General features: G+C 64.2%; 5 protein-coding genes. 3 read left to right on the plus strand and 2 right to left on the minus strand.

Annotated elements, in window-relative coordinates:
• Positions 1-14 precede the first annotated feature (14 nt).
• Both AC5Y5C_RS21705 and AC5Y5C_RS21710 read right to left on the minus strand, forming a co-directional pair.
• Positions 15-4601, minus strand: a complete 4587-nt coding sequence (locus AC5Y5C_RS21705) for an amino acid adenylation domain-containing protein (protein WP_499976377.1) — start codon at positions 4599-4601, stop codon at positions 15-17.
• Positions 4598-9637 carry an amino acid adenylation domain-containing protein gene (locus tag AC5Y5C_RS21710; protein ID WP_499976378.1) on the minus strand — a complete coding sequence of 1680 codons (5040 nt, stop codon included), beginning with the start codon at positions 9635-9637 and terminating at the stop codon, positions 4598-4600. The genes AC5Y5C_RS21705 and AC5Y5C_RS21710 overlap by 4 nt, the downstream gene beginning before the upstream one ends.
• Before the next feature lie 229 nt (positions 9638-9866).
• Between AC5Y5C_RS21710 and AC5Y5C_RS21715 the strand changes: the two genes are divergently transcribed.
• The 3 genes from AC5Y5C_RS21715 to nbtC are packed head-to-tail and all read left to right on the plus strand — an operon-like array spanning position 9867 to position 15038.
• Positions 9867-10631 carry a thioesterase II family protein gene (locus tag AC5Y5C_RS21715; protein WP_499976379.1) on the plus strand — a complete coding sequence of 255 codons (765 nt, stop codon included), beginning with the start codon at positions 9867-9869 and terminating at the stop codon, positions 10629-10631.
• On the plus strand, positions 10628-11953 hold the full coding sequence (locus AC5Y5C_RS21720) for a beta-ketoacyl [acyl carrier protein] synthase domain-containing protein (protein ID WP_499976380.1): 1326 nt from the start codon (positions 10628-10630) through the stop codon (positions 11951-11953). Before AC5Y5C_RS21715 ends, AC5Y5C_RS21720 begins: the two co-directional genes overlap by 4 nt.
• A complete protein-coding gene (gene nbtC / locus AC5Y5C_RS21725; protein WP_499976382.1) occupies positions 11946-15038 on the plus strand; it encodes a nocobactin polyketide synthase NbtC in 3093 nt (1030 codons plus the stop codon). Before AC5Y5C_RS21720 ends, nbtC begins: the two co-directional genes overlap by 8 nt.
• Positions 15039-15061 lie beyond the last annotated feature (23 nt).

The raw sequence follows: 15061 nt of genomic DNA on the forward strand, positions 1-15061 counted from the left end.
CTGTCTTCCTGTCGCTATCCGTCGAGTGCCCGAGCCAGCGCGGCAACGCTCCGTTGCCACAGCCGCGCCAGCCGGTCGGCATCCGCCGAGGTGAAAAGGTTTGAGCTCCATTGCCAGTTGGTGACCAACTGCGGTCCTTCGGCGGTTGTCATCACCGCCGAACCGATGTTGATGGCGAATCGCAGCGGTAGATCCGGTTCGGAGTCCGGAGGTACGGCAAGAGCGCGCGAATCCGTGATGAGTGACCACGGCTGATCGTCTATACCGCTGATATCCATCCGGCCCACATAGTTGAACTGAATCTGCGGATCCCGGGCCGAAGCCAGCTCTTCACAGCGCTCCGTATAGCGAAGCAGGCCGTAATCCAGTCCCTGGTGCGGAATCTCGCTGAGATGCTCGGCGACCGTGGCCAAGAGCCGACCGGCCGCCTGGCTGTCGTTCTCCACCTGATCAATGTCTATCGCCGTCTCACCGGGGCCGACACGCACCGGGTAGACCGTGGTGAACCAGCCGACGGTGCCGCTGGTGTCGGTGTCGAGCTCCGCGTCGGCCCTGCCGTGGCCCTCCAGCGATACCAGGGTTCCCACGGCAGGGTCCTGTCCGCGCTGCGTGCGCCAGCTGGCCACCGTGACCGCCAGCGCCGCCAGCAGGAATCCATAGACACCTTCGGGCTTAGTCAGTGAGGCCAATAGACGCGCGGTGATGTCGACAGGTGTCGGTACCGCGGTGGTCTGCAAGGTCCCCCAGCTGTCGCGGGCCGGATCGGCATGCCGCGACCCGAGTTCCGGATCGGCCCCCGAGACCTGCATGGCCCAGTAATCCCGCTGATGCGAAACGTCCTCGCTGGAGGCGCGCTGTTGCATCAACTGGCTCCACCGCCGATACGAGGTGAACTCCATGGGCGCCTTGGGCACTCCCCCGGATTCGACCACCTGCCACACGTCGGCGAGGTGGCCCAGCACGATGTGCCAGGACACCACGTCCATCGCCAGGTGGTGGACGGTCAGCAGCAGGGCGTCGCCCGCGTCGGCATCCACGAGCCAGGTTGCTCGCATCATGGCACCCGATGACGGGTTCAGGGCGTCAAAGGCGTCCCGTGCGGCAGTGGTTATCGCGGCATGAGCGGCCTCTCCTGGAGACAGGTCCACGCGGCGAAGGACGCTTTCGGCGCGCACCACACCTGGTTCGCGGGTGAGCACCCGCAGACCGTCAGGGGTATCCACCAGCGTCGACCGCAACATGGCGAATCCATCGAGAAGCAGCTGCAGCATCTGCTCGATCCGTGGACCATCGATGCCCTCGGGCAGCCGGACAAGCACCGACAACGAGAGCCGACGGTAGATTTCGCTTTCGTACATCCACGACACCACCGGCAATGGCGGGACCTCGCCGTAGTCCGATTCTCCGGCAATCGAATCCAGGCCCTCGGTGCGATCGGCTCGTTCGGCTCGTTCGTCTCGTTCGGCTCGTTCGTCTATGAGGGCTGCGAGCTGCCGGATGGTCGGCGCGGCCAACACCATGCGCGGGGTAATCACCAGGCCGCGTTTACGCGCCTTGTTCACCAACGAAATCGCGACGATGCTGTCCACGCCAAGGGAAAAGAAGTCTTCGTCGATACCCGGAGCGGTTCCGTCGAACAGTTCGGCACAGCACTCGCACAGTGCGCATTCGGTAGTGCTGCCTGGCTGCGCCGCGATACCCTCGGCGGCGCCTCCGGACAGCGCGTCCAGCGCGAGCCGCTCCAGCACATCGCCGTCCAGCTTGCCGTTTACCGTGACGGGCAGCCGCTCGAGCACAACCAGACGCGACGGCATCATATAAGACGGCAGCCGATCGGCGAGTCTTAACAGAGTCCGGGCGGAGTCGAATTCTGCCGTTTCCTCCTGGGAGACAACAAAACCCACGAGAGTGGCACCGCCCGCACGGCGCACCACGGTCACCGCGGCGGTCTGCACACCCGGTTGTAGACGCAGCGCGGATTCGATCTCACCGACCTCGACCCGATAACCGCGGATCTTCACCTGGGAGTCGGCACGGCCCAGATACGCGAAACCTCCGTGGGGTAAACGGCGGACCAAGTCGCCCGTCCGGTACATGCGCTGACCCGGTCGCTGCGGATCCGCGATAAAGGCACCCGCCGTCACCGCAGGCTTACCCGCGTATCCGCGAGCCAGCTGGGCACCGGCGAGATACAACTCGCCCACGGCGCCGTCCGGCACCGGCCGCAGCCGCGAATCCAGGACGTACGCTGCCATTCCCTGATTGGGCGTGCCGATGGTGGGCTCCGGATAGTCCTTCACCGGCGCCACGACGGCTTCGACAGTCGTCTCGGTAGGGCCGTAGCAGTTGTAGACTGCGGTACCGCTCAACGAACGCAGCCGGTTCCACAGAGCCGTCTCGATGGCCTCGCCACCAAGGGCCAGCACGGGAAGCTCCCGGTCGAGCAGGCCCGCAGCGGACAACTGAGCCAGCATCGACGGCGTGGTGTCGATCATGTCAATACCGTGCGCGGCCATGCCCTGCACCAGTCGATGGGCATCCCGCATGGCCTCGGCGTCGAATAGGTGCACGGTGTGCCCGTCCAGCAGACCGATCATCGGCTGCCATGAGGCGTCGAAGCTCAACGACCATGCGTGGGCGATCCGCAGCGTCCGTCCGAGCCGCGCGGTAGCCGGTCGATACACCCGGTCACGGTGGTCGGCAAAATAACTCATCAACGCACCGTGCGTACCGATGACCCCCTTGGGCTCACCGGTCGAGCCGGACGTGAAGATGAGATAGGCACTCTGCTCACGGTGCCGATCGACCACAGGCGAAGCGGCGGGGCGCGCGGAGATCCGCTCGATACTCGCCGGCTCGTCGAGCGCCAGAACGGGATATCGCCCGTTGGCGATATCCCGATGCTCGCCGACCGTGACGATGAGTTTCGGATCAGACTGACGCAGAATCGCTTCGATGCGCGCCGTCGGCAACCCGATGTCCACCGGAACATATGCCGCGCCGGCGGCCAGGACCGCAAGAATAGCGACGATGGCATCGGTAGATCGCGGGAGAGCCAGCGCCACAGTGCTTTCCGGGCCGATTTCGTAGTCGGCCAGCTCGGCGGCTAACCGGCACGCGTCGGCATGCAACTGCGCGTAGGAGTACCGCGTGTCGGCCCCCGCCGACTGCACAGTAAGCGCAAGACCATCGGGCTTCTCGGCGGCCTGCGACGCGAACAGCTCCCACACGGAAGCAACCGACGGATCGGCCGCCGACGGCGTGACGACGATTTCCGCGCGCTCACGGGCAGTCAGCACATCGAGCGCATTCGGTGTGCAGTCACCGATCCCCGGCAGCTGACGTAACACCGAGACGAGGCGCTCGCCGATGCTGGCGCCCGAAACATGCGGTAACGCTTCCGGAATTGCTTCGATGAGCACCAGCAGCGAATCTCCATGCATATGCGACACCACGGTGAGCGGGTAGTGGGCCAGACTTTCCATCTCAACCGGACGGAAGCGGGTGCCGTCTGCCATCTCGACAGCCTGAGCCGCATCGCCTATCGGGGCGTTCTCGAAGACGAACAGGGTGTCGAACAACGCGGCACTGCCCTCGGCGCGCTGCAGCGCGGACAGGCTCAGATACCCAATATCGCGCATCGCCGCGGCGTCGCGCTGCAATTGTGCACATTGCTCAACCACCGAGGTCGAGTAGTCGACGTGATGCACCATCGGCACCGAATTGATGAAGAGCCCGACCATCCGCTCGACATCGGGTAGTTCCTTGGGCCGCCCGGAGACGATGGTGCCGAACACCACATCCGTGCGATCGGTCAGCCTGCCGAGCACGAGCGCCCATGCGAATGCCGTCACGGTATTAAGGGTGAGCCCGTTCGCGGCCGCCCACTGGCGAAGCCGCGCGGTTTCCTCTGGAGTCAAAAGGAATTGCGACTTCTGCGGCACGCTGTCATGCGCGGCGACAACACCGTCGGCAAGCATGAGCGGCCCGGAGACGGTGCTCAGATAACGCGTCCATCGTTCGGTCGCCGCAGTAGTGTCCTGCGCGTTGAGCCATGCGATGTAATCGCGGTAGGGCCGCACCGCCGGCAGGCCGTCGACAGCGCCGTCTGCCTGATAGGCAGCGAGGAGCTCACTGAAGAAGATGGCGATGGCCCAGCCGTCCATGAGGATGTGGTGGGTGGTGACGATCATCCGGTGCCGTGATTGACCCGGGACGGTGAGTAACACAATACGGATCGCGGGCCCCTTGCCCAGATCGAACGGGCGGCGCCGCTCGCTCAGCGCGATCTCGTCGAATTCCGTTGGCTGTGCCTCACGTTCTTCCCACGGAATGTCCGCGTGAGTGGGCACGATCTGTACGGGTTTGGGCAGCCCGCGATCCCAGAAGGCAGCACGCAGATTGGGGTGCCGAGTCAGGAGTGCCTGAGCGCTGCGGTGCAGCAGATCGACATCGAGACCACCGTCGATATCGGCGACGAACTGCATGCTGTACAGATCGACGCTCTCGTCGGCGAGCTGGGATAGCGCAAAGAAGCCCTCCTGCAAGGGACTCAGCGCCAGCACGTCCTCGATCTGAGGCTGCTGTTCGGTACCCGTCACGACTGCGCCTGCCACGATGCGGTGAGCTCAGCGAGCGCCTCGGCACTCAGGCCCGAAGCACTCATCGGAGCGCTGGGCTCTGCCGACCTTTCGGTGCCGGAATTGTCCTCTACCGCAACCGAGTCAGCGGAATCGACAGCGCCCGCCAGCTGAGAGATCGTCGCGCATTCGAACACCATTTGCGGGGTCATCGCCAGCCCTCGTTCCGCAGCACGGGTCGACCATTGGATGGAGATGACGCTGTCGCCGCCAAGAGCAAAGAAGTTGTCCTCGGGATCGATATCGCTGATCTCCAGTAGTTCCTCCAGGATGGCGATGAGTTCGAGCGTGGTCCCCTCAGACCCCTCATTCACTGGCGCTGCGACACGTTCGTGTGCGGCGGCCGGCGGAGCCAACAGCCGCTCCATGGCATCCGCCGGTAGCAGCACGATCTCGGAAACCCGTAGGTCCTGATCAATCGCGAACGCGTCGAACGCCGCATCCAGCGCACCTGCGATCAGCCGGGTGGTGTCGGGGTCATACAGATCGGCGTTGGCCACCACCGACACATCGAGCCCGCCCGACGGCGTGACGTTCAGCGCGAAGTTCAGATCCAAATAGGAGACGTCCACCTCCATCGGCAGCGGTGCCAAAGAAGTCCCGCCGGAACCCGTGAGGTCACGCGCCTCCGTTCCCCAGTCCGCACCACGGAAATTGACCATTGTCTGAAACAGAGGATTCCAGGAGAGCGAACGCGGCGGATTGATGGCCTCCACCAGTTTCTCGATGGGCAGTTCCTGGTGTGCATGTGCATTGAGCGTGGCGTCACGGCTACGTTTCAGCACCTCGCGCAGGGTCGGGTCCGCGGACAAGTCGTTCCGCAGCGCTACCATATTGGCAAACAGCCCAACAAGATTCGCGACATTCGGGTGCACTCGGGCGGCGACCGGGCTACCAATGACGATATCCGTGCCACCGCCGAGCCGATGCAGGACAGTGGCCAACGCCGCCTGATACACCATGAATTCGGTGACACCATGCCGCTCGGCCATCCGAGTCAGCGCCTGCCTGCGCTCGGGCGGCACGGTGAATCTCTCGACCTCACCACGCTTTCCGAGAATCTGCGGCCTAGCGCGATCGTGTGCCACCGCTATCTCGACGGGCACGCCGGCCAACAGCTCACGCCAGTATGCGACCTCCGCCTGGCCGAACTCGCTGCCGGCGCCGAATGCGTTGCGCTGCCACAAGACATAGTCCGCATACTGCACCGGGTGCGGATCCCATTGTGGCGCCTGTCCCACAATACGGGCGCGGTACGCGGCCACCAAATCATCGACGATCACGGTGAACGAGACATGGTCCACCACCAGGTGGTGCACCGCCAGAGCCAGCACGTGCTCCTCGGCCCCCAGCTCGACAATGGAGGGACGAAACAGCGACTCCGATTCCAGCGCGAATATGTGGTGCCGCAGCTCGGCCAGGGTGTCCGCAAGATTCTCCGGATCGGTCCGGAGGATCGGGACCGACAGCTCCCGCGACGGATGCACGATCTGGTAGGGCCCACCCTCGTGGATCGCGAAATTGGTGCGTAGCGTCTCGTGACGGGCGACCAGGTCGTTGAGGGCCGCGATAAGCGCGGTTGTCTGCAAGGGACCGTCGAAACGCAACGCCAGCCACATGTTGCCGATATCGGTAACACCCTCCATCTGGCACTCGAACCACATGGACAGCTGAGACGACGAGAGCGGCAGACGCTCCGGACGGGCGGTTTCGACGAGATCCGGCCGACCGTCCTGCGGAGCGACCTCCATCTCATCGGAATCATCGAGGTCCAACTCATCCAGCTCGATCTCGAACTCCTCGCGGAAGTACGTGACAAGCTGCTCGGCAAGTCCCGCCGGAGTGGGACTGTCGAAGACCGTGCGCACCGTCAAGTCGATGCCGAACTGAGCGCGGATCTGCGCGACAAGGCGCGCGGCCAGTAGCGAATGGCCTCCCAGTTCGAAGAACGAATCATCAACACTGACCGCGTCACGCCCGAACAAGTTGGCGAAGATCGCGCACATTCGACGTTCGGTAGGCGTCGTCGGGGCCCGAAATTCCCTCGCCGCCATCGCGTCCGGGGTGGGTAGCGCTCGCTTGTCCAGCTTGCCGCTGGTGGTCAGCGGAATCTCGGGAATGACCGCGAATGCGCTGGGCACCATGTACCCCGGCAGCAGTTCCTGAGCGCGAGCGCGCAATTCGTCCAGGTCGATCTCCGCGTTGGGTCCATCGGCGGCGGGCACGACATAGGCCGCCAGCATCGGACCCACCTGCGGATCCTCCACCACGGCGACCACACAGCGACCAACTCGCGGATCGGCGCCGATGACCCCCTCTACCTCACCAAGCTCGATGCGGAATCCGCGGACCTTGACCTGCTCGTCGGCGCGGCCGACAAACTCCAGTTGGCCGGAAACATTGCGGCGCACCAGATCACCGGTGCGGTACAGTCGGCCTCCGGGACTGAACGGGTCGGCCACGAACCTCTCGGCGGTGAGTACGGGTCGGCCACGATAGCCGCGGGCCAGCTGCGTACCGCCGAGATACAACTCACCGACGACGCCGGCAGGCACCAGTTCGAGCGACTCGTCCAACACGTAGGCGTACACGTTTCGATTCGGCAGGCCTATCGGCACGACCGAATTGCCCTGAGGGCCTTCAACAGGCATATACGTCGAACACACCACGGCCTCAGTGGGTCCGTAGTGATTCCTTAGTTCGACGTCCAACATGAGGGCAAACTTGTCCGCTACCTCGCCGGGAAGCGCTTCACCACCGACAGGAATGTGCCGTAGCCCGCGCAGCTCACGGGCCTCGGGCATCAACATCACCGAATTGAGCAGCGACGGCACCATGTGCAGCACCGTCACGCCCCGGCGCCGCACCAGATCGATCACATACCCGATATCGGAGAAAGGATTTGGCTTGGGAACGACGACCTGCGCCCCCAAAGACAAAGGGCACAGAATGTCGGCCAGCGAGGCATCGAAGCTCACCGAGGTGGACTGCAGCATCCGATCCTGGGCTGTCATGCTCCAGTCGGCCGTAAAAGCGACCACATGCTCAGCGATCGCCACATGCGCAACGGCAACACCCTTGGGTCGTCCGGTGGACCCGGAGGTGTAAATCACGTAGGCCACGTTCTCGGGCAGCAGCGGGCGCAACCGGTCCGCGTCGCTAATCGCGGTATCGGAAAGGGCGGCGGCGCTCTCCTCCGCTGCCTGGAACTCCCGCGCTCCCAACACCATCCGGGGCTTCGCATCGGCGCTCAGATACTCGATGCGCTCGCCGGGAAGGCCAGGGTCAATGGGCATGTACGCCGCGCCCGATTTGAGGACCGCAAACATCGCCACAATGAACTCGACCGATGTCGACATTTGGAGGGCGATTACATCCTCGGTGCCCACCCCTTGCGCGATGAGCCACCGCGCGAGGCGGTTCGCGCGACGGTGCAGCGCGTCATAGGTAAGTTCCGCCTCATCGGACACCACCGCCAACGCATCCGGTGTCGCCCGAGCCGCCGTCTGAAGAACATCCACGAGCGTCCCACGCGGAACATCGGACAGCGCTCCGTGCGACTGCGCCAGGACGGCCGAGCGCTCCTCGGCGCCAAAGAGATCCAACCGTGAGAGTGGTTCCTCCGGGCGAGTCAGGCCATCATCAAGCAGCCGCCCATAGTGCGCGAGGAGCTGATCCACCAGCCACTGAGGTAGCGCATCGGTCTGATATTCGATCTCAACCACGGTGCCCGTCGAGTCCGTCGCAACCGCCAGAGCCAGTGGCACTTGCGCGGCACCCGCATCGAGATCAAAGCGGGTGGTTTCCACGCCTGCCAGTCGATATCCGTTGGGGTCCTTGCGCATACTGAAGCCGAGCCGCACCAGCTCATCCAGTCCGTCGCGGCCGGTGCCGCGGCTCGGATTGACCTCGCGCACCACCTCGTCGATTCCGATGTCTTGGTGCTCAAAGGCACCCAGGCACGCCTCGCGCATTGTGGTCACGTATGCGGCGAAACCTGCCCTCGAGTCCACGCCGGCACGTAACAGCACCGTGTTACCGAAATAGCCAATTGCTTTTTCCGCATTGGCCTTGCGCTCCACTACCGGGATAGCGATGAGGAAATCCGTGGCCGCGGTGTAGCGATGAATAAGCGTGCCAAAGGCCGCCAGCAGCACCATGAACGGCGTTGCCGAGTGCGCTCGGGCGAATTCCTCCATCCGCGCTGCAGTCTCGGCGGACAGCGGAATCGCTCGCCGCCGCGCAGCTCGTGAACTCAAGTTTGACGATGACGAGCCGGGAAGGTCCAGAGGCTCCGGGAGCGGCGTCAGGGACCGGCGCCAATAGTCGATGCCGGCGTCCGATGACCTGGCGGCGGCCGCCCCCACGACCATGAACTGAGGAGCATCACCCTCAACCGGGCGGGCGTTGTAGTACTCGCTCAACTCGGCGAAGAACACGTCCCAGGAGTTGTCGTCGAAGCTGATGTGGTGCACCACCAACAGCAGAACGAAGTCCTGCTCACTCAAACGGAGCAACGTGACCCGTAACGGCAGGTCGGCAGTCAGATCGAACGGGCGTCCGAGCTCGTGGCCTGCCAGCGCCTGAATCTCCCGCTCGCACACGCCCTCCTCAATATGTGCTAAATCTACAGTGGTCCAAGGAAGTTCGAAGTCCTCGGCGAAGACCTGATACGGCTCTCCGGCGGCGTCGACGCCATAGGTAGTGCGCAGAATGTCATGCCGCCGGATAATCGCCGCGAAGGCATCACGCAGCCGAATCTCGTCGAGAGAACCTCGCATCCGATGCGCAACACCGACGTTCAGCGTGGTATCAGCCTCATCTTTGGTCTGCAGAAACCACATGCGTCGCTGACCTGGTGCGAGTTCGCGCCGCTCGCCCGCCTGGACCCGGGGGGCCGCGTCGGTGGCGGCCTGCGCCTCCACGCCACTTTCGGCAAGCCGTTTGCGCAGCAACTCCCGCCGGCGGTCCAGTGCGGACAACTGATCTCCACTCACCGAGCACCACCACTCAGGACGAAAGCCTGGAATCCGACCGACTCCGCGCGCATGAAATGAACCACCTCAATCTAGGAACTATGCCTAGCCTTACCTTAATGTCTGCACCAAGCGCCGGGTGACTCCCCTTCGGTGCCATGCATCACGCCACCCGGGAACGCGAACCGGCCAATCAGCGTCGGGTTACGTTAGGCTAATCTAACTATCTGCAGGCGGAAGGAAGCTCGACGTGGATCGCAAACTCGGATGGATCAGGCAGTTCCATAAGCCGGAGTCACCCGACGCACCATTACTGCTGATCTTTCCTCATGCAGGCGCTGGCGCTTCGGCATACCGCACGCTTTCCAAGGCCACTTCGGCAAACTTCAATGTCGTGATATTTCAGTACCCCGGGCGCCAAGATCGCGCCGGCGAGCCGACCCTGCCGACGCTTCCTGATATCGCTTCGGGAGCATTCGCCGAGTTCCAGTCATCGGAACACCATCGCGGCCTTCCGATCCATACGTTCGGCCACAGCATGGGCGCCGTGGTCTCGTTTGAGTTCGTCCGACTCGCAGAGGCCGCCGGACTGGACGTGCGTCAACTGACCGTCTCCTCGGCGGTGGCGCCGGCCAATATTGCCGACAAGCCCGACCTGCCAACCGATGATGACGCGGTACTGGCACACATGGGCGCCCTCGACGGTACGAATTCCACCGTCATGGGCAATCTCGACGTCATGCGGATGGCGCTACCGGTCATGAAGGGCGACTACATGGCCTTCAACGCGTACGCATGCACCGAGGACGTCAAGGTTGCGGCACGTATCCACTCGATCGGTGGGGATCAAGACCCCATGATCACCATGCGCGACCTGTACGGCTGGGGCACACACACCAACGAACTCGACGTGACCTTGTTCGACGGCGGACATTTCTTCCTGAACACCCAGACCGCGGCTCTGGCTGAGCTGCTGGCCGTGAACGCCGTCCGCGCGACCTCGCCGCAGCGATGAGCGCCGCCGACGCCGATCCCGTTGTCATCTCCGGGATGGCGATCGAAGCCCCCGGCGGAGTCGATACCCCGGCAGCGTTCTGGAACGCATTGGCCGACGGCCGTGAGCTCATCGGTCCCTTTCCGCGCGATCGCGAGTGGCCTATCGATGAACTACTGTCACTTTCCAATCTCGAGGGTTGGGGCCGCGTATCCGATGCTGGCGGATTCCTCACCGATGCAACTGTTTTCGATCCCTCTTTCTACGGAATCACCCAGCGCGAAGCCATAGCCATGGACCCACAACAGCGGGTGGGGATGCGGCTAGCGTGGAAAGCGTTGGAACACGCAGGCATCAACCCCGGCGCTCTAGACGGTTCCGAAGCCGCATGTTTTGTGGGTGCCTCGTACACCGAATACGGGCCCCGAGTCGCCCAGGTCCACGCACATAGCGGGCATCGGATTGTTGGCACAGGCCAACTGGGTATCGCCGGGCGAATCTCACACCAACTGGGACTCGTCGGCCCCTCCATGTGTCTCGACTCCGCGTGCGCATCTTCCTTGTCGGCAGTGCACCTGGCCGCCAGCGCGATACGGGCCGACGAATGCGACTGGGCGCTGGCGGGTGCTGTTTGCGTACTGGGTTCCCCGGGCGCCTTCTACGAATTCTCCCGAGTGCACGCACTCGACCCCGACGGGCACTGCCGCTCGTATTCCGATGAGGCCAACGGCACCCTGTGGGGCGAGGCGGCCGGAATGGTTGTCCTGGAACGTGAATCGCGCGCACGTGCCCTGGGACACCGGGTATACGGACGTATCATGGCCATCCGCACCAACCACAACGGCGGGGGTAAACCGATCTTGGTGCCACGCGGGCGCGCACAGGCAAAGCTAGTCGCCGCGACCATTGCCGCCTCCGGTGTCGATGCGGCCGACGTAGGGATGCTCGAAGGACACGGTACCGGCACCCGCGCCGGCGATCCACTGGAGATCATGGCGCTGCAGAGCACGTATGGCGCCGCCGGCTCGCAGGCACTGCTGGGTTCTTCCAAATCGAACGCGGGGCACGCGCAGGCCGCTGCGGGAATGGTGGGGTTGACCAAACTGCTGCTGTCCGGTCAGCACGGGTACATTCCGCCGACCCTGTTCGCGGACAACCCCACCACCAAGGTCGACTGGTCGATGACCGGGATCCGCCTAGCCACGAAGCTGCACCCTTGGGAGCCGAAGAATGGCATCCGGTACGGCGCCGTCTCCTCCTTCGGAGCCGGGGGCTCCAACGCGCACGCCATCATCGCGATGCCCGCCAGCGACGCAGTCGGAGAGGACGGCGACGATGTCTAGCCACCGCTTACCCAACGGAACCATCCCTGTCCTACTCTCGGCGGACACCCCAGAGCTACTGCGCCGGGAGGCCGCCGCACTCCTCACGTATGTGCTTGACCACCCGAGAATCGCCCCGAATCGCATCGCGGGCATGATCTTCCGGACCCGCACCGCGCGCCGGTACCGCGCGCTGATCACTGTGGAAGACCACGACCAACTGGTAGCCGCTCTGCGGGCCGTCGTAACTGGTGCGAACCACGCCCACGTGGTCCGCAATGCCGAACCCGCGAGCTCACGCCGCTGGGGATTCGTGTTCCCCGGGCAGGGCGGACAGCGCCCGGGCATGGGGCGGCTCTTCTATGACCGGTTTCCCGATTTTCGCGCCGAGGTCGACCGCTGCGCAGAACTGTTCGCCGCGCAGTTCGGCCATTCGCCGCTGAATTATCTTCTCGATGAACACCTTCCCGCCGACGACAGCGCGAATGTTGTCCAGCCCGCCCTGTTCACTCAGATGGCGGGCCTGGCCGCGCTGTGGCGTTCCGTGGGCGTCACCCCGAACGCCACTATCGGGCATAGCCAGGGCGAGATCGCCGCGGCGTATGTCGCGGGTGTCACGCCTCTTTCCGACGCGGTCACCGTGGTGGGCACCCGGGCCCGGATCGCGGATGAGTTCCCGGCAGACGACTACACGATGGCGGTGATCGCTGCCGATCGCGACACCTGCGAGGATCTCCTCGCCCGGCAATCGGGCTGGGCTGAACTTTCGGTGATCAACTCACCCTCGATGGTGGGGGTCTCCGGCGGACACACAACCGTTCACGAGATTGTCGACCGTCTCACCGAAGACGGGGTCTTCGCACGCGTCATCCCGGTTCGATACCCGGCGCATACCAGCATGATCGCCTCGGTCGGCGCCGAAATTCGCAAGGCACTGATCGAGCGCCTTGGCGCCACCGAGTTCGCGGCCTCCGAAATCGATTGCATCGGAGCGACCCTCGGCTCACCCATTACCTCTGAGGTACCGGTCGATCAGTACTGGTTCTGGAACCTGCGCAATGTCGTCCGCTTCGATCGTGCCATCGCGACCGCGGTGACGGCTCAGATCGACACCTTCGTGGAGTTGGCCGAACACCCCACGCTGCAGCTGGCGATCCGCGAGAACCTCGCGGCCCTAGGCTCCGAGCGCACCGCCTGCGTAGCGGGCACCTCCACCCGGACCGCAACGGATCTGACCGAGTTCACCACCAACCTCGCGAATCTCGCCGTCCACGATCTCCATTACAACTGGGACGCGCTGCGCACCGAGGCGCCCGAGCAGATTTCACTTCCCCTGCGCGACTTTCCGAATGTTCAGAACAACAACGTGCCGCTCTGGCTGTCCTATCGCTCGCCGGACAGCGGCACGTCAGCACCGCCCGAACAAGCTGCCACGACAACGGCCGATCGCCCAGCGGACCCTGTCGACTCTCCGGCACACCCGCGGCTACTGCGCGAAGCCTGGACCAAGGTGACCCGGCGCTCGATGATGCCGCCAAGGTCCTACGGGTTCATCGACGCCACCGGCGAGGCCGGGGCGCTCATCGAGGCACTCCGCGAGGGTGCATCGGACTTCGGTTCATCGGCCCACATCATTAGCGACGCAAGCGTATCCGGTACCGGCGACGCCGACACCGTGGTGATCGTGCTTCCGGCTGCGGGACAACTGGATGATCCCGGGGCCGTCGACGCGGTGGCACAGTTCTTCGGCGACCGCACCTGGTGGCCAGAGTTGTCGAGCTCGGTGACCGGATGCTGGATTGTCACGGTCGGCGGCGAAGAGGTCACTAGCGCAGATACGTCATCAGATCCGGTGCACGCCGCGATCGCCGCCGGATTCCGCTGCATGGGTGCCGAGCATCCGGGAATTGCCTTCCGGCATCTGGACCTCACGCCCGATATCGCCCACCCGGACAGTGCCAGCGTCATCTTGGCCGCCCTGCAATCGGCCGGAGAATCGGAGTTGGCACTCCGGGCAGACGGCATGTACGCCAAGCGCATCCTGGATGCCGGTCGCGACGCCGACAGCGAAACCGCCACTGCGGTACCCGATCACGTCGTGATCACCGGAGGCACCGGAAAACTCGGTCAGGAGTTCTGCGAGCACTACGCCCGGCTGGGCACCCGGCACATCACCCTGATCAGTCGTTCCGGCGAGACTGCCGCAGTGGCCGGACGGCTCGAGGCCATCCGGCGCAGCACCGGTGCCGTGGTTCGTGTGCTCTCCTGCGATGTGACCAATGCGTCCGCCGTCGCCGAGCTCGCCGATGAGCTGCGCGAATCACCCGCGGAGCTCATCATCCATGCCGCAGTGAACTATTCGGATATCCCGCTCGCCGAGGTCACCTCCGAAAAGTTCCACCAGGCGTTACGGGCCAAGGTGGCGGGCATCACGAATGTCCTCGACACCCTGCCCCGCACCGATTCCTGTCGCGTCATGTTGTGCTCATCGCTGGCGGCGACGATCGGCGGCAAGGGCCAGCTGATGTATGCGGCGGGCAACCGGATGCTGGACGTGCTCGCGGCCCGTCAGCGTTCCGCCGGACTGGATTGCGTATCCGTGCAATGGGGCCAGTGGACGGTGCACCTCGATCTCGATGACACGGGTATCGCGAAACTGGCCGCCGCGGGGGTCCATCCGATGCGGCCTGCCGATGCTCTTGCTACCGGTATGGGACGACACACCGGCAACACCCTGGTCGGAGCCTTCGATCTCACACAGGCACGCGAGGTACTGGGTGTGTTCGGGTACGGGCCGTTGCTCTCCGAGCTTGTGGACAACGGCAGGCCGGCAGCGCCCACGCAGAACATTCGGCCCGCGGCGGTGGCGCCCGAGAACCGCTCCGGACATCTGGTGCAGTTACTCGCCGAGGTCATCGGCGCCGACCACGCCGACTCCATCAACACCGCCATGCCCATGGTGGCGATGGGCCTGGATTCATTGCAGGCACTGGAATTTCGACGGCGCGTGCATGCTGAACTCGACTTCGAGCTGCCGGTACAGGATCTACTCGGCGGTGCCTCCGTGGATCACATCATCGAGGTGCTGTCGGCTCAGACACGCTGACCACATACCCAACAAACTTGTTG

It is taken from the genome of Mycobacterium sp. NGS15, from assembly GCF_059813245.1.

Bases quoted from the DNA above. Each gene is read 5' to 3' on its own strand.
- AC5Y5C_RS21720 (WP_499976380.1), top strand. From the start codon at position 10,628: ATGAGCGCCGCCGACGCCGATCCCGTTGTCATCTCCGGGATGGCGATC.
- nbtC (WP_499976382.1), top strand. From the start codon at position 11,946: ATGTCTAGCCACCGCTTACCCAACGGAACCATCCCTGTCCTACTCTCG.